This window comes from Methylobacterium sp. Leaf99 (assembly GCF_001422375.1).
Taxonomy (GTDB): Bacteria; Pseudomonadota; Alphaproteobacteria; order Rhizobiales; family Beijerinckiaceae; genus Methylobacterium.
Window position 1 is genome coordinate 977,839 of the sequence record NZ_LMMU01000001.1, and the last position, 14,940, is coordinate 992,778.

Annotated in this window: 15 protein-coding genes and 2 pseudogenes; 9 read left to right on the top strand and 8 right to left on the bottom strand. The window is 69.3% G+C overall.

Annotated features, from left to right (window positions below; translation table 11 throughout):
* Positions 1-17: 17 nt before the first annotated feature.
* Complete coding sequence (locus ASF28_RS04425; RefSeq protein WP_056088154.1) at positions 18-980, top strand: TIGR03885 family FMN-dependent LLM class oxidoreductase; 963 nt, start codon at positions 18-20, stop codon at positions 978-980.
* Between the two features lie 39 nt (positions 981-1,019).
* A complete protein-coding gene (locus ASF28_RS04430) occupies positions 1,020-2,822 on the top strand; it encodes a glycoside hydrolase family 15 protein (protein ID WP_244474889.1) in 1,803 nt (600 codons plus the stop codon).
* Positions 2,823-2,960: 138 nt separating this feature from the next.
* Here ASF28_RS04430 and ASF28_RS04435 read toward each other — a convergent pair whose 3' ends face one another.
* The 4 genes and pseudogenes from ASF28_RS04435 to ASF28_RS04445 form a co-directional block, all read right to left on the bottom strand.
* Complete coding sequence (locus ASF28_RS04435; RefSeq protein WP_056088160.1) at positions 2,961-3,335, bottom strand: response regulator; 375 nt, start codon at positions 3,333-3,335, stop codon at positions 2,961-2,963.
* Between the two features lie 64 nt (positions 3,336-3,399).
* Positions 3,400-6,024 carry a PAS domain-containing hybrid sensor histidine kinase/response regulator gene (locus tag ASF28_RS04440; protein WP_244474890.1) on the bottom strand — a complete coding sequence of 875 codons (2,625 nt, stop codon included), beginning with the start codon at positions 6,022-6,024 and terminating at the stop codon, positions 3,400-3,402.
* A gap of 240 nt (positions 6,025-6,264) precedes the next feature.
* Positions 6,265-6,720: pseudogene (locus ASF28_RS23690) on the bottom strand (hypothetical protein); the annotation flags it as partial.
* Between the two features lie 4 nt (positions 6,721-6,724).
* Complete coding sequence (locus ASF28_RS04445; RefSeq protein WP_056088165.1) at positions 6,725-6,922, bottom strand: type II toxin-antitoxin system ParD family antitoxin; 198 nt, start codon at positions 6,920-6,922, stop codon at positions 6,725-6,727.
* 210 nt (positions 6,923-7,132) lie between these two features.
* Here ASF28_RS04445 and ASF28_RS23180 point away from each other — a divergent pair.
* A pseudogene (locus ASF28_RS23180) lies at positions 7,133-7,293 on the top strand (LexA family protein); the annotation flags it as partial.
* A gap of 384 nt (positions 7,294-7,677) precedes the next feature.
* Here ASF28_RS23180 and ASF28_RS23535 read toward each other — a convergent pair.
* Positions 7,678-7,881, bottom strand: coding sequence for a helix-turn-helix domain-containing protein (locus tag ASF28_RS23535; RefSeq protein WP_274533118.1), 204 nt, complete (start codon positions 7,879-7,881; stop codon positions 7,678-7,680).
* Between the two features lie 136 nt (positions 7,882-8,017).
* Here ASF28_RS23535 and ASF28_RS04450 point away from each other — a divergent pair, with 136 nt between their 5' ends.
* From ASF28_RS04450 to ASF28_RS04460, 3 genes are read left to right on the top strand one after another with little or no spacing between them, the layout of a single operon-like run.
* Complete coding sequence (locus tag ASF28_RS04450) at positions 8,018-10,168, top strand: M48 family metalloprotease (RefSeq protein ID WP_056088168.1); 2,151 nt, start codon at positions 8,018-8,020, stop codon at positions 10,166-10,168.
* Positions 10,169-10,178: 10 nt separating this feature from the next.
* The gene (locus ASF28_RS04455) at positions 10,179-10,682 is read left to right on the top strand and encodes a hypothetical protein (protein WP_056088171.1); all 504 of its coding nucleotides are present in this window, start codon (positions 10,179-10,181) and stop codon (positions 10,680-10,682) included.
* A 54-nt stretch (positions 10,683-10,736) separates the two neighbouring features.
* Positions 10,737-11,087, top strand: coding sequence for a hypothetical protein (locus tag ASF28_RS04460; protein ID WP_056088173.1), 351 nt, complete (start codon positions 10,737-10,739; stop codon positions 11,085-11,087).
* Positions 11,088-11,090: 3 nt separating this feature from the next.
* Here ASF28_RS04460 and ASF28_RS04465 read toward each other — a convergent pair whose 3' ends face one another.
* From ASF28_RS04465 to ASF28_RS04475, 3 genes are all read right to left on the bottom strand, one after another.
* The gene (locus ASF28_RS04465) at positions 11,091-11,783 is read right to left on the bottom strand and encodes a hypothetical protein (protein ID WP_056088175.1); all 693 of its coding nucleotides are present in this window, start codon (positions 11,781-11,783) and stop codon (positions 11,091-11,093) included.
* A gap of 52 nt (positions 11,784-11,835) precedes the next feature.
* Positions 11,836-12,249: hypothetical protein (locus ASF28_RS04470; protein WP_056091190.1), on the bottom strand; the 414-nt coding region annotated here is incomplete at its 5' end.
* 272 nt (positions 12,250-12,521) lie between these two features.
* The gene (locus ASF28_RS04475; RefSeq protein WP_018042903.1) at positions 12,522-12,848 is read right to left on the bottom strand and encodes a hypothetical protein; all 327 of its coding nucleotides are present in this window, start codon (positions 12,846-12,848) and stop codon (positions 12,522-12,524) included.
* Positions 12,849-12,902: 54 nt separating this feature from the next.
* On the opposite strand from ASF28_RS04475, the gene ASF28_RS04480 reads away from it, so the two are divergent.
* The 3 genes from ASF28_RS04480 (at position 12,903) to ASF28_RS22925 (ending at position 14,890) form a co-directional block, all read left to right on the top strand.
* Positions 12,903-13,664: a hypothetical protein gene (locus ASF28_RS04480; RefSeq protein ID WP_056088177.1), complete on the top strand. Its 762-nt coding sequence runs from the start codon at positions 12,903-12,905 to the stop codon at positions 13,662-13,664.
* 108 nt (positions 13,665-13,772) lie between these two features.
* The gene (locus ASF28_RS04485) at positions 13,773-14,279 is read left to right on the top strand and encodes a hypothetical protein (protein ID WP_056088179.1); all 507 of its coding nucleotides are present in this window, start codon (positions 13,773-13,775) and stop codon (positions 14,277-14,279) included.
* Positions 14,280-14,281: 2 nt separating this feature from the next.
* The gene (locus ASF28_RS22925; RefSeq protein WP_200912642.1) at positions 14,282-14,890 is read left to right on the top strand and encodes a hypothetical protein; all 609 of its coding nucleotides are present in this window, start codon (positions 14,282-14,284) and stop codon (positions 14,888-14,890) included.
* Positions 14,891-14,940 lie beyond the last annotated feature (50 nt).

The window sequence follows — 14,940 nt, forward strand, 5'->3', positions numbered from 1 at the left end:
TAATCGGGACAACCAACTTGGCGCGCTTCGGCTATCACGCTTCCCACGAGCAATACGCGCCCTCCACGCTTTTATCGCATGTCCAATCAGCCGAGCGTGCCGGCTTCGCCTGTGCGATGTCGTCGGAACACTTCAAGCCATGGAGTAACGCCCAGGGCCACGCCGGTCATGCCTGGTCCTGGCTCGGTGCCGCGCTCGCGACCACGCAATTGCCGTTCGGCATCATCACGGCGCCTGGGTATCGCCACCACCCCGCCGTCCTCGCCCAATCGGCCGCGACCCTATCCGAGATGTTCCCGGAACGCCTCTGGCTGGCCCTGGGAAGCGGCCAGCGGTTGAACGAGGACATCACGGGCATGCCGTGGCCGGAGAAGGCCGAGCGCACCGCCCGCCTTAGTGAGTGCGCCGCGGTGATCCGGGCGCTGTTGGACGGCGAGACCGTGACGCACCGAGGCCGGGTCACCGTGGTGGACGCCAAACTGTATTCCCGCCCGGCCAAGGCACCCCTCCTGCTGGCCGGCGCCGTCACTACTGAGACGGCCCGTAAGGTCGCCACATGGGCCGACGGTCTCGTCACGGTGGGCATAGAGCCGGGCAAGCTCCGTCCCGTCGTCGAGGCCTTCCGCGCGGGCGGGGGCGAAGGCAAGCCCGTCTTCCTCCAGACGAAGGTGTGCTGGGATATGGACGACGGGCGGGCCCTCTCCGAAGCCCACGGGCAATGGGCCGCCAACATGCTTGAGGGCGACGCCAACTGGGACCTGCGCACGCCGGAGGACTTCGAGACCGCGTCGCGCTTCGTACGTCCCGAGGACGTTCACGGTTGTGTCCGCGTGTCCTCTGATCTCGGGCGCCAGACAGCATGGCTCGCCAACCTCGCGGAGATCGGCTTCGAGGAGATCATCGTCCATCAGGTCGGCCGCAACCAGGATGCCTTCATCCAGGCATTCGGCAGCCGTGTTCTACCCCAGCTTCGCGCCTAGTCGCCACGCAACCTTCGCCATCCTCGGAGCCATCGATTGTTGAAGCCGTTTCCCCGCACTGGCGGGCCCGTCGAACGCGAGGACGGATACCTTCCCCTCGAAGCCTATGCCGCCCTCGGTGAGGGCCGGTCCGTGGCCCTGTCCGGTGCCGACGGCTCAATCGATTGGTGGTGCTGCCCGAACCTCGATTCCCCACCGCTCTTCGACCGTCTGCTGTCCCCACTTGAGGGGGGCTACTTCTCTGTCACGCCCGATGCCCCGTTTACCGCCGAGATCGGCTACCGCGACGGAAGCAACGTCCATGAGACCGTGTTCACCACGGCGACCGGAAAGGCGCGCCTGACCGAGAGCCTGAACAGCGGGCCGGCCGGGCGGTTGCCATGGGCGGAGCTGGCACGTCGCATCGAGGGGATCGAGGGGCGTGTCCGCTTCCGGATCGAGCTCGTGTTCGGAACTCGGGGCGACACGGCCGGACCATTCCTCTCGTCGAACGCAAGCGGCACGGCCTTCCACGTCGCCGACCTTATGGGGCTATTCCGCTACAGCGAGGGCATCCGCATCGATGGCGAGGATGACCATGCGATCAAGGCCAGCGTCGAGGTGTCGGCGGGGCAGCGCGAGACGGTGGCCATCGTTGCCGGCGAGCACGAGCCACTCGTCGTCGCCCCAGTCGCGGACATTGACCGACGCATCGATGGCTCCTGCGATGCCTGGCGCAACTGGACCGAACGCCTTGGCTACGCGGGGCGGTACCCGGAACAGGTTGGACGCAGCGCCCTCGCCCTCAAGCTGCTGCTCTACTCCCCCACCGGCGCCATCGCCGCCGCGGCGACGACCTCGTTGCCGGAAGGTATCGGAGGTAAGAAGAACTACGATTACCGCTACGCCTGGGTTCGGGATGCCGGCTACGTCATCAAGGCGTTCCTCCGCCTCGGGGCCCATGCCGAGGCCAGCGCCGCGTTGACTTGGCTCGTCCGCCACTTGGAGGAGCACGGCGCCCAGGTCCTCTTCACCTTGAACGGGGAGATGGTCTCGGAGGAGGAGGAACTCGACCTTCCAGGGTACCGGAACTCCCGCCCGGTCCGAACGGGCAACGCAGCAACTGGCCAGCACCAGCACGGCATCTACGGCGACATCTTCGAGACGGCGGAGCGCTTCGTTACCGGGGGTGGCATGCTCGACCTGCGCAGCGGTGCGTTGCTGGCGCGTCTTGCCGACGAATGCGCCGAGAAGTGGAAGATGAAGGATGCTGGGATCTGGGAGCTTCCAGAGCAGCAGCACTACACCGGCTCCAAGATCAGTTGCTGGCAGGCCCTGGCCCGGGCCGTCGAGATGGCCGAGAAGGGCTATCTGCCGGGCACCTGCAAGGACCGTTGGGTCCGGGCCCGCGACCGCGTAGCGGACTGGATCGAGGAGCATTGCTGGTCGGAGGCGAAGCAGGCCTACGTGATGTATCCCGGCAGCGATAAGCTCGATGCCTCCATGACCCTCGCTGTCCGGTTCCGATATGGGAGCGCCGACCGGTTGCGGGCGACCTGCGAGGCCATTGACCGGGAGCTCGGTCGAGGTCCCTATCACTACCGCTACTCGGGCGTGGATGCCGAGGAAGGTTGCTTCCTCGCCTGCACCTTCTGGCTCTGCGAGGCGATGGCCCTTCTCGGGCAGAACGATCAGGCGTCGGAGAAGTTCGAGACGGTGGTCGCAGCATTGGACCGGAACTCCGGCACCTATGCAGAAATGGCCGATCCCCAAACAGGCGGGTTCCTCGGGAATTTGCCACAAGGATTGACCCACTTGGCCCTGATACAGGCGGCAGCGACCCTGTCGGGACTGGACCTTTAGAACTATGAACCAAATGCCGGCTGGCGAGACCTTCGGCGCTTAACCGCGGCGGGCCTCGCCATCCGACGATAATGGGTACGAGGTACTTTGCCATCGCCCCTGAGAGAGGATGACCAGGCAGCGTGAGCTGGACTATGATCAGACCGCGTGTTGTATCGCTTTGATGACGTCCGAGGCGTTATATGGCTTGGGCACGAACAACCCGTGGTCCGGAACCTCTTCATCCGTGAACCGATGCCGTCCCGAAGTCAGAACCAGCCGGATGTCCGGCCAATTCTCGCTGACCCGCTCGGCGAGGGTGACGCCACACATGGTTCCCGGCATATCGACGTCGGTAAACAATACGCCGATGTCGGATCTCCGATGCAGGATGTCCCAGGCCTCATCGGCATGACGGGCCGCAACCACCGTGAAGCCCGCATCCTCAAGCATGTCGACGGCATTCGAGCGTACGAAATCGTAGTCCTCAACCACGAGGACGACCGATGCTTCGAGGGGGCGCTTCGTCGGCATGGGCGTTCAACAGACAGGCAACACTTCGGTTGCAATCCCTGGGCGGCAGCTTTTCCGTTACCGCCTACCGTCCGGTGTCCATCACCCGGCGGCGGCGCGTCGTGACCTTGCGCAGGATGCGCGAGAGCTGCTCGACCGAGTACGGCTTGTGCAGCAGGTCGAGGCCGTCAGTGCCGTTCTGCGCCAGCACGTGGCTGTAGCCTGACGCCAGGACCACCGGCAGGCCGACGTGCCGAAGCCCGATCTCCCGGGCCAGCTCGACGCCGTCCATGCCGGGCATGACCACGTCGGAGAACACGACGTCGAAACGGTCCGGCGCCTTCGCGAGCTCAGCCAAGGCCTGCCGTGCGTCCATCGCCCAGACCGTCTCGTAGCCGAGGTCGTGCAGCGTCTGGGTCGCGAAGTTGCCGACATCCCGGTTGTCCTCGACGAGAAGCACCCTGGTGCCGTGTCCGTCCATCAGGGGCGCCGGGTCCACATCATCGACGACGGCCGGCGCATCCTTGGCGGCGCGGGGCAGGTAGAGCGTGAAGGTCGTCCCCTCGCCGATGGCGCTCACGACGCGGACCTCTCCGCCCGACTGCTTGGCGAAGCCGATGACCTGCGACAGGCCGAGGCCGGTGCCGTGCCCCACCTCCTTGGTGGTGAAGAACGGCTCGAAGATCTTGTCGAGGATGCCGGCGTCGATGCCCGTGCCGGTGTCCGAGATCGACAGGGCGACGAAGCGCCCGACGACCCTGGCATGGCTCCGGTCGCCGGGAATCGCAGCGACGTTCCGGACCGAGATGGTCAGTTTCCCCTCGCCGTCCATCGCGTCGCGGGCGTTCACGGCCATGTTGACGATGGCGGTCTCGAACTGGCTCGGGTCCGCGTCGATGAGGCAGGCCTCGTCGGGCAGGCGCGTCACGGTGCGGATGCGCGATCCCGTCAGGGTGCCGATCATCTCCTCGATGGTCTCGACGCTTCTGGCGGCGTCGAACACCGCGGGCTTGAGCGCCTGCCGCCGGGCGAATGCGAGGAGCTGTCCGGTCAGTTTGGCTGCCCGCGTCACCGTGTCGGAGATCGCACCGATGTATCGCTGACGCCGTTCCTCGGGGAGGTTCGGGCGCTTCAGCAGGTCGGTCGACGACATGATGACGGTGAGCAGGTTGTTGAAGTCGTGGGCGACCCCGCCGGTAAGCTGACCGACGGCCTCCATTTTCTGGGCCTGGCGAAGCGCGTCCTGGGCCCTGTCGAGCTCGGCTGTGGCGCGCACGCGCTCCGTGATGTCCTGGGCGTGGTGGAACGCGCCGAAGATCCGTCCGTCACCGTCCCTGAGCGGGGTGTACGAGACTTCCCAGTACGGCTTGACGATGCTCGGGTCGCCGAACTCCTCGACAACGGTGAACACCTCGCCGGCCAGGGCCCGCGCCATCAACGCCCGCATGACGTGCGCCTGGTCCTCCGTGAACAAGTCCGGGAATATGTCCCCGAGATTGACGCGATAGCCGAATATCCGATGGAATTCGTCGCTGTGCGCCTGGTTGAAGGCGATGAGGCGGAAGTCGTGGTCGAAGGCGCAGATCGGCGCCCTGTCGGTTTCGACGATGGTAGCGAACAGGTCGCGTTCAGCGGTGCGCGCGGCGAGCGCCGCTTCCCGTTCCTTCTCGACCGTGACGTCACGCCCGGTGCAGTAGACCAGCCCGTCCTCGGGCACGCCGATCCACGAGATCCAACGGTAGGACCCGTCCTTGCGGCGGTAGCGGTTGGCGCATCCGACCGCTGGCTGGCCGTCCTCGATCCGTTCGAGGCCGACCCGGGTGCGCTTGACGTCGTCGGGATGAAGGAGATCCCAGATCGGCGTCTGCGCGATCTCCACATCCGACCATCCCAACAAGGTCTGCCAGGCCGGGTTCGAGGTCACCAGGTAGCCGCGCCGGTCCAGGGCGCACATCAAGTCGGGGGTAAGCGTCCACGTCCGCCCTCGGGCCTGGGTGCGCTCGACGACCTCACGTTCCAGGTCCGCGTTGAGGGTACGCAGGTCGGCCTCGGCCTGCCTCAGCACGGTGACGTCGTGAAAGACGCCGATCATCCGCAGGTGCCCGCCCTCGTCCTGCAGGGGCTCGCTGGAACTCAGGATCGTGCGCGTGGTGCCGTCGGGCCTGGTGACGCGATAGTCGGCCACGACCTCTGTGCCGTCGACGGCCGCCGCCTCGGTGAGGGCATGGGCACGTTCGACGTCGACCTTCTCCAGGCGGGAGAACACCTCGTCCTGGTGCACCGGTCCCTCCGGCGCGAGCCCGAAGATCTCGCGGCTCCTGTCGTCCATCTCGACCGCGCCGGTGACCGTGTCCCACTCGAAGATGCCGAGGCGTGCGATGTTGACGGCCATCGACAGGCGGGCCTGGCCTTGGCGGGTGGCCGTCAGGGCGGTTTCGAGACGCCCGTGCCCGGCGGAGAGCGCCTCCTGTGCCCGTGTCCGGCAGAAGGATGCGAAGATGCGGCCGGACACGTCGCGGACGAGGGACTCCTCCTCCTGGGTCCACCGTGCCGGCAAGGCCCGCTCGATGTGGACGATGGCGGCGAGACCGTCTTCGATCATCACCGGCACGCACAGGGTAGTCCGGTCCGGTTCGCCCTGACGATATGGGCCGGGAACCACGGTTGCGGCGTCGACCCGCACGCTACGACCGGCCTGAAGTGCGTCCATGACGCTTGGTCCAAAATCCGTAACGCAAGGGATACGGTCATCTCCGGCCGGCCACGTGCCGGCCGTCTCGAACTCACCGGTTGCAACATCGTACTTGGCGAAGCCGCATCGGTCCGCCCCAAGGTGGCAACCGAGCCTCTCGCATCCTTCAGCGATGAGGCGACCGGAAGTGTCGTTCCCACGCAGGACGTCACTGAGTTCGAGGAGGAAACCGTTGCGTTGACGCGCACGAACCCTTTCGGTCGTTTCCGTCGTGAGGCAGAGGACGCCCGAGACGTCGGAGCCGTCGTGGACGGGTGAGAAGGAGTACGACCACCATGTCGCCTCTTCGTCCCCGTGCCGTGCCATGGCGATGGGGTCGTCCACGAAACGCCCCGCCTCACCGGCGAAGGCGCTCTCCAGCGCCGCCCGGACGGCGCCCCAGGCATCGGGCCAGACCACGGGAAGCGGCCGGCCGAGCGCTCCGTCGAGGCGTGTGCCGAGGATCGGACGGTAGGCGTCGTTGAATAGGAACGTCCGCTCCGGTCCCCAGACGAGGTACATGCTCTCGGGTGAGTTCAGCATGTTGCTCAGGGTGACGCGGAACGCCGCCGGCCATCCATGAATCGGACCAAGGGACGTCGATGACCAATCGTGGGAGCGGATGGCATCGCCCATGGCTCCGCCGCCGACCGGGAAACTGGAAGCGTGTCGCATGGTGTCAGCGGGCCTTGCGGTCGGCGTCGAGGAGGCGGGCCTGCTCCTTGAGCAGGAAGTCCGGCTCGCTTTGCTCCAGCATCCGGAGGGCCGCCCTCACCGCCTCGCTGACGCTTCCGTAACGACCGGAATTCACGCGCTCCCCGAGAAAGGCGTGCTGTTCGGGCGTGATGGAAACGGTGACGGTTTTACGGACGGCCATCGACCACGGATACCACGTTCACACATATGCTTACAGCTTGGCACTGCGTTTACGGCAAAGCTTGGGTCACGTCCGCGAGAGGCTGTGCACCCCATTTAGGGCAGTCACTACATCGACCTACAATCGGCCTTTCGCCAAGCGTGACCGTTATACGGAACGCCACGAACGTGTTCATGTTTTGCTCGCGAGCGGGATTCGCGGAGGGGCGCCATGCAGGTTAGCGGCGTCACCGTTGGCTACCCCATGCCGGTGCCTTTCCTTGCCAGGCTGGTACGGGCCAGCTTCCCAACCCCGCCGACGACTTCTTCGAAGAAGAGATCGACCTCCAGCGCCTGCTCATCATCAATCGCCCTGCTACCTTCCTGGTCCGGCGTCCGGTCGCGGCATCCTGGAAAGCGCTTCCAAGATCGTGGCCGATGCGGAACCGTGTCTGGACATCCATGGCGCTCCTCGACCCCCGCGTCCTCACTGCGACGCTTCTACGGATCGCGGAAGCGCTTCGTTAGGCGGCCCACTTCCGCGCGGGTCGAACGTCCGGTCCTTCTATCCCATGTCCTGAAGCGGACCGGCCAAGATCCATCCAACCAAGTCGTAGAGCAGACCAGCGGGTCTCGACCCAACACAGTCATTAGGATCGCCATCAGCGCTTCCCGAAAGCGGCCATTCGTCGGCCGTCCGGCAATTTCGGCTCGGGATGGGTAACGGACCTTGACCTTCTGCCCCGAAGCGGACACCGAACCATTGGAGTGCAGCAGTCACCGTCTACCGGCAGAGGCCAAGCTGCCTCTGTCAATGATCTCGACCGCGCCACGACGTAGCTCGACCAGACCAGCCTCTGCCCATTGCGCCAGAATGCGACTCACCACCTCGCGGACGCTGCCGATGTCAGTAGCTATTTCCTGGTCAATCGAAAGACTGGCGCCATGGACCTGATCAAGGGTGAGAGCCGCAAGGTCGATAGGATCTCGTGCCGCAAGCACGACAGCCTCATCCCGATTCCAGTGGACGAGCGTCCGGCGAACAAATTCTGAGTGACCCGTTCTGGCTCCGAACGCATCTGAGGAGGCGGGTATCCCTGACGTAGCTAATTCGCGCATGCCCTTGCGCTTGCGTTCCGTCACGCACCTGATCGCCGCCACCGTCCTCCTGCCCCTGGGCATCCTGCTCCTCGGCCTGTGGGAGCAGGAGCGGGCCGGCGCCGATTGGGCGGACCTCGTCGCCGAGCGGCGGCACCTGACACGCATCGTCGCGGATCTGGAGGCGCGGGCGCCGCCGGACGGGCGCCCCGATTTCCGGATGCAGTTCCGCCGCAACGGCAAGGGTTATGGCGGTCCACTCGCCCTGGTTCAGGCCCGGGCGGCCCGGGACGAGGTCGCGACCCTGACGACGGTCATGGACTGGCGCCGCCTGCTCCCGCCCGTGGTCGTCGCGGCCGGGGGGGGCGCCGCACTCCTGTCGATCCTCGTGCTCCTCGCCGGCGCCGCTCTCGGGCGGCTGGGGCGGGCCTCGCGCGACGCGCTGGTGGCCGGCTTCTCGTGGATGCGCCGCCTGCTGCCGCCGGTGCTCGCCCTCCAGGTGCTCTTTACCACGGCGGGCTTCGTCGCCGCCGTGGTCTTCGAGGCCGGGTTGCTGGCACGGCCCGGGCTGGGCGGCAGCGAGATCAAGATGCTGTTCGTGGCCGTCGTCGCCATCGGGGCGGTCCTGGTCGCGGCGGGCGCCACAGTGCTCGGCCTGCGCCGTGCGCTCTCCGCCTTCGAGCCCGACCCCCTGTCGATCTTCGGCCGGGTCGTCTCGCCCGCCGAGGCGCCGGGCCTGTGGCGGCTGATCGAGGGGCTGGGTGAGCGGCTCGGGGCGTTGAAGCCCGAGGCCGTGGTGGTCGGCCTCACGGGCGGCTTCTTCGTCAGCGCCGGTCCTGCCGTGGTCGAGCCCGGCGGCGCGCCGCTGACGGGCCGGATCCTCTACCTGCCGCTGCCCTACCTCGCCCTCCTGCGGGGCGACGAGGTGGCGGCGATCATCGGCCACGAACTCGCCCACTACGCCGGGGGCGACACCGTCTACAGTCAGCGATTCCTGCCCATCTACGCCGGCGTCGGGCGCTCCCTCGACGCGGTGGCGGAGGGACATGCCGGGTCCTTCGGGCTGCTCGGTCCGTCCCTGCGCCTCGGCGTCTTCGTCATGGAGAACTTCCACCTCGCCGTGCGCCACTGGAGCCGGACCCGCGAGTTCGCTGCCGACGCGGCGGGCGCCAGCCCGGTCTCCGTCGACGCCGCCGCGCGGGCGCTCCTGCGCACCGGGGCCGTGGTCCCCCGCATCGCCGAGACCTTGGACGCCGCCGCCGAAGCGCCCGGGTCCGCCCCGGCCGACCTCGTGGCGGCGAGCCTCGACCACGCCATCGCGCGCGGCCTCGACGATCCGGCGACGCATCTCGAGGCGGAGCAGGCCCACCCCACCGACACCCATCCGCCGACCCGCGAGCGCTTGGCGGCTTTGGGACGGACCCTCGATACCGAACTCCTGGCCGCCGCGGCCGCGGTGCCACCCCCGCACGCGCTCGGCCAGCTCGCCGCCTACTTCGCCGACCCCACCGGCCTCTGCCGCGCGGCGACGCACGACTTCCTCGACGCGGTGCGGACCCGCGACGCGGCGTTCCGCGCGCACCTGGAGGCGACGGTGGCGGAGATCGGCACCGAGGCACGGGTGCTGCGCGAAAGCACCCGCCCGGGGGCCATCGCCCTCCTGGTCGCCGGCGGCTTCTTCATCGGGGTCGCCCTCCTGTGGCTCGCCGCCGGCCTGCCCGGCCTGTCCGCCAGCCAGGCGGGGGCCGTTATGGGGGTGGCGCTGGCCTGCGGGGCGGTCCTCGGCGGCATTGGCGGTTTCCGGCTGTGGCGGGGCGAGCGCACGACGATGATCCTGAGCCCCGATTCCGTGGCGGTGCCCGGCCTCGACCGGCCGATCCCCTGGGACAGCATCGCCGACCTCGACATGACGACCCGGCAGAACGGCGTCGTCACCCGCCTGCTGCTGCCGCCGGAGGCGCCGTTCCCGCAACGGGTGCCGGGCGGCCGCAAGGTGAAGCTCGATGCGGGCCGGCGTATAGTCACCATCACGGCGGGCCTGCCGTACCGGATGTCTGTACAGGACTTCGCCGGCCTCATCGGCCGCTACCGGCAGGCGGCGCAGGCGCGCCGTGTCCTGGCCGAGACCGCGGCGGCCTCCGAATCCTCCCAGACTCCCGTGATCCCGTGAGGTTCCGAGCATGAACACCGCTGCCGACCGCCCCGAGCCCCTGCGCCTGCCGCCGCCCCGCCAGGGCTGGGGCAACATCTTCTGGACCCTATTCGGCCTCGTGGCGCTAGCGGCCCTCCTCGTCGCCTGCGCCGTCTACACGGCCCCGCCCGTGATCTCGGATTGGCAAATCCGGGACACGGCGCGCCCCGTCGCCGCCGCGCGGGTGAGCGACGGCAAGTGCGGCGCCAAGATCGTGCTCCATCTCTGCGACATGACCCTCACCCTGCCCACGCCGACGGGCACGGTGGTGCGCCGGATCAATACCGTGTTCACGGGCATGCACGTGGGCGATTACAGCGTCCGGGTGCTGGCTGATCCGGCCCGGCCCGACCTCGTCACCACCGATCTCGCCCTCGACCGCCTGTGGAACCGCACCGTCACGCTTCTAGTCATCGCCGGGGCGCTGGCGGTCATCATCGTCGCGGCCCTCGCCGCGATGGTGCGCAACCGGCGCGCCGGCGCGATGGGCTAACGCGGTCGCGGCCCGGGCGGATCGCTCCGAAACACGAGGGATAAGGACCAGCACATGATCGTCTTCTGGACCGGGCGCGGCTACTGGGTCGTCCTCTTCGTGGCGCTGGCGATGTTCCTGCCCCTGATCGTCCTGCGGCAGGTCGACGGGCCGGAAGTTGACAGGGCGGTCTGCCTCACCATGAGTCTCGCGGCGCTCGCCGTCCTCGGTCTCGGATGGCGCTGGAACCACGGCACGACCTTCGGGCCGGCCGGGCGCGACCACGCCTTCTGGGGTCTGCCGATGCAGGTCTGGGCCGTGCCGATGCTCGTGTTCGCGGCCCTGCTCGGGACCAGCACCATCACCACGGCGGAGGCTCCGCGCGCCCGCCCTTCCTTCCAGGAATCCAGCGGCGTTGTCCGGTGAATCTCAGCCCCGCGTCACGAAAAACCAGTTCGGCGCGAGGCGGCGGTCGCTCTCGGCCCCGGAGCCGGCCGGAAACGCATCGTCCGGCCGGTACACGAACGACGTGCCCCAGGGCGTGCCACCCGGGATCGGTTCATCCAGGCCGATCTCGCCGCCGGGACCGCGGGTGAACCCAGCGAGCCCGAGGCGTTCGAGGGCGCCGCAGAGGGCGCGGTAGCGGGCGTAGGGAACCCCGAGTTCCCGCAGGACGTCGATCTCCCGCAGACTGTCCGTGTCGCGCGTGCCTTGCGGGCGGTACGGGGTGACGCGCCGGCCGTTGACGAGGTGGGTGTTCTCCCACCACGCCGTTCGCTTCGCCTCCGCCGGAGGATCGTCCCGTCCGCGTTCGAAGGACACCAGGGTGGGCATGGCCGCGATCTCGGCCACCACGGCGTCGAGCCGCGATCGGTTCAGGACGAAGTAGCCCGTCGTCGTTCCGAACGCCGCCCAGATCACGGCAGCAGAGAAGACCGCCAGGGCCAGGAAGGCCGCGACCCGGCGCTTCGCCGCGCGGGCGAACGCTGGCACCGCGACGACGGCCGCGGCGATCCCCGGGGCCGGCGCGTAGGCGACGAGGGCCCAGCCGAACACGACGACACCGCAGCCGCCGACGATGAGGGCCGCCCTTCGCGTCCCGTCGGACCGAGGGGCAATCATGGCGGGACGATCATCGCCGAGAATCCCCGACCAGAATCCTCGAACGGCGCCGTCATCGAACGGCCGCACGGTCGATGCGGGCGCGTCGCGCCGGGAGGTGCCGGCCCAGGAGCACGAGGCCGAGCCAAGCCAAAACCCAAGCCAAAACCCAGGCCAAAACCCAAGCCGAAAGCCACGCAGCGAGCCAGATCTCGTACAGGTGGGCGTCGAGGGCGGCTTCCCCGTCGAGGCCGAGCCAGCGCGCGAGCCCGTGCGGGACCGGAAGGTCGGTCCAGAGGAGGACGCGCAGGACCGGGATCGAGAGCAGGCCGACGGCGAGGACGAGGCCGGCCGCCCGGTAGAGGGGCCGCGCCGCGCCCTCCACGGTGCCGACGAGGCCGCCGACGAGGGCCGTGCCGAGCCAGAGTTCGACGGGCCGCAGGGTCGGATCGGTTCCGGGCTCCGCGGGCAGGAGGGGAAACAGCAGNGGCCATGCCGCCGCCGATGACGAGCATGTCGACTTTGGCGACGAGATTCTGGAGCAGGTCGATCTTGGTGCCGACGAGGCCGCCGACGAGGGCCGTGCCGAGCCAGAGTTCGACGGGCCGCAGGGTCGGATCGGTTCCGGGCTCCGCGGGCAGGAGGGGAAACAGCAGGAAGACCGGGGCGAGGCCGAGTGCCAGCAGGAGCCCGAGGAGCGGAACGTGCAGCAGGCGCAGGACGCGGCGGCGGACCGGATCGCCGGCGTCGGGCCCCCGCTCAACCGTCCGCATCGCGCGCGCCGTCGAGGGCCTTCAGGACGGCGGGGTCGCCCCGGTGGCGCCGTCGCAGGGTCCGCCCGTCCGCCTCGGCGGCGTCGCAGCGCAGACGCTTCACGGCCGCCGCGATGGCCCGGCCGCGCGCCGCGTCCGTGGCCTCCTCCCCGCCCCAATGGTTGCAGTCCCGCAGCCGCGTCACGTACGCCGTCACGTCGCCCGGCAGAGCGGGCTCGGCCCGGACGGCGAGCGGTCCGAGGAGCGGCGCGGCGAGAAGCGTTGCGAGCGGCCCGGCAAAACCCTTGGCGACCTTGGCGAGAACGGTCCGCATGGCACTCCATCCTGCCTTTCCTCGGGGCTCCCGCGCCGTATACAGGGAACCCGCATGAGACGCAGCCTTCTCCCCGCCACCCGCTCCGCCGCCCGCTTAGCGCTCCTCGCAGCGTGCCTCCCCGCCCCGTCAGTGGCGGCGGGATGGGAGGCGGCGCGGTTCGAGCCGCCCGCGAAGACCGAGACCGCGACGTCTGGAGAGGGCAAGATGTCGGGAGAGGGCAAGCAGATCACCTGCACCACCTACCGCGATCTCATGGTGCGCGAGAGCGACACCGACACGCCGGACCCCGAGGACGCGAGCCTCGTGCCGCTCGTGAACGGCGCCGCCCCCGCCTGCGCCGCCGCGCCGGGGCCGGGTGCGCGCATCCTGGCGACCGCCGGCCAGCGCTTCCTCGGCCGCACGGGCGGGTTCCTCGTCTTCGAGCAAGCGAGCACCAACGGCACCGTCCCGTTCGCGGTGCTCGACGCGGGCACGGGCCGCACCCTGATCCGGGACACGACCGCCGAGGCCGGCATCGACACCTTCGCGGTCGCGGACGGGACCCTGCGGCTCGGGTTCCTCCGCGGCGTGCAGGGGGCCTGCTCGATCCCGAAGCACGGCGCCGGGTGCTGGGCGCGGATCGCCCGCGACGGGCCGCTTCCACCCGCCGTCGCGGCCCTGCCGGCACCCGTGAAGGCCTGCGCCGGGAGCTATCGGGCCGGAAAGGCCCCGAAGGACACGCCCAGCATCGTCTCGTTTCCCGTACGCCTCACGGGGACCGCCCCGCCCACCGTCGAGGCCGGCGGCCCGGTGCGCTGCGCCCCGACACCGTGAAGGCGATCTCCCCGTGAGGGCGGGTCTCACTTTGACAGCGTGCCCGCCCCGTCATCGAACCGTCACGCCAAGCCCGCATCCGGGGCCGTCCTACCGAGGAACCACCGCATGATCTCACGCCGCCACGCCCTCGCCGCCGCGCTCGCCCTGTCGGTCCTGTCCGCCCCCTCGGCCATGGCCGAGCCGACCATCGGCCTCGCCGAGCGCCGAGCGATCGCGGCCTACCGCCAGGACCGCTACCCCGCGCAGGAAAAGGCGATCCAGGAGGCGGCGGGCTTCGCCGTGCCGGTGGAGGTGGCGTGGGACGACCTCACGCTCCCGGGCGACGCCAAGTACTATTCCGACCCGGACTATTTCGAGAAGACGATCTTCGAGCCCCTCGCCGCCGGGCTGAAGGAGGTGGCCAAGGACAAGATGGGCCGCGACGCCCTGGCCGCGAAGCTCAAGACCATCCGCGTCCGCTTCGACGAGAACACCGCGCCCGCCTCGAACTACGCCAAGCGCCTCACGTTCGACGGCGGGGTCCTCGACGTGAACTGGCGGCCGTTCACCAACGTCGCCGACTCGAAGGACCGGGTCGAGGCCGTGGTGAAGCTGCTGGAGAAGGGCCTCTGACGGTGCGTGGCACCGCCCTGGGCCTCGCCGCCCTGCTCGCCGCCTGCGGCGCGGCGGCGGCCGAGCCGGCCGCCCGGTCCGGCACCTACGACAGCCTGACCCTGGCGGTCTCCGGCGATGCGGTGGCGGGGGTCTTCGCCGAGCAGCGGGGGGCGGCCGAAGCCGGGAGCCCTCAATTCGCCTGCGTGTTCCTCCTGCGCGGCACCCTCGCGGGCGACCGGGCCAAGGTCGAGACGTGGTTTCCCGACGAGCCGGAGCGCATCCCGGGGGACCTCGCCTTCACCCCGGACGGCGCCGCCCTGACCCTCGCGGAGGATCACGGCGGGTGTTCGATGACCACGGGCACCATGGTGGGGACCCCCTACGCGCTCTCGCGGCGTGCGGCGTCGACCCCGGACGGATGGATCGGCGTCGGCCTCGTGACGGCCGAGCGCACGGCCTTCCGGCCGGAACCCGGCCCGGCTCCGGCCCGGGCGCCCTACCTCGTCCGGCTCGATCCCGTCGCGGTGTTGGAGCGGCGGGACGCCTGGGTGCGCGTGCGCTACCGGGGCGAGAAGGCCCCGGTCATCGGCTGGCTGCCTGCCGCCGACCTCACCGTGGTGACGCCCTGACCCCCTCGCCGCCCGAACGGGCCGAAGGCCCGCCCCCGACCCCAGGACGA

Excerpts from the sequence above, each read along its gene's own strand:
- ASF28_RS04485 (WP_056088179.1), top strand. The coding sequence starts at position 13,773 with ATGATCTCACGCCGCCACGCCCTCGCCGCCGCGCTCGCCCTGTCGGTC.
- ASF28_RS04475 (WP_018042903.1), bottom strand. The coding sequence starts at position 12,848 with ATGCGGACCGTTCTCGCCAAGGTCGCCAAGGGTTTTGCCGGGCCGCTC.
- ASF28_RS04480 (WP_056088177.1), top strand. The coding sequence starts at position 12,903 with ATGAGACGCAGCCTTCTCCCCGCCACCCGCTCCGCCGCCCGCTTAGCG.
- ASF28_RS04460 (WP_056088173.1), top strand. The coding sequence starts at position 10,737 with ATGATCGTCTTCTGGACCGGGCGCGGCTACTGGGTCGTCCTCTTCGTG.
- ASF28_RS04450 (WP_056088168.1), top strand. The coding sequence starts at position 8,018 with ATGCCCTTGCGCTTGCGTTCCGTCACGCACCTGATCGCCGCCACCGTC.
- ASF28_RS04440 (WP_244474890.1), bottom strand. The coding sequence starts at position 6,024 with ATGGACGCACTTCAGGCCGGTCGTAGCGTGCGGGTCGACGCCGCAACC.
- ASF28_RS04435 (WP_056088160.1), bottom strand. The coding sequence starts at position 3,335 with ATGCCGACGAAGCGCCCCCTCGAAGCATCGGTCGTCCTCGTGGTTGAG.
- ASF28_RS04465 (WP_056088175.1), bottom strand. The coding sequence starts at position 11,783 with ATGATTGCCCCTCGGTCCGACGGGACGCGAAGGGCGGCCCTCATCGTC.
- ASF28_RS04445 (WP_056088165.1), bottom strand. The coding sequence starts at position 6,922 with ATGGCCGTCCGTAAAACCGTCACCGTTTCCATCACGCCCGAACAGCAC.
- ASF28_RS04455 (WP_056088171.1), top strand. The coding sequence starts at position 10,179 with ATGAACACCGCTGCCGACCGCCCCGAGCCCCTGCGCCTGCCGCCGCCC.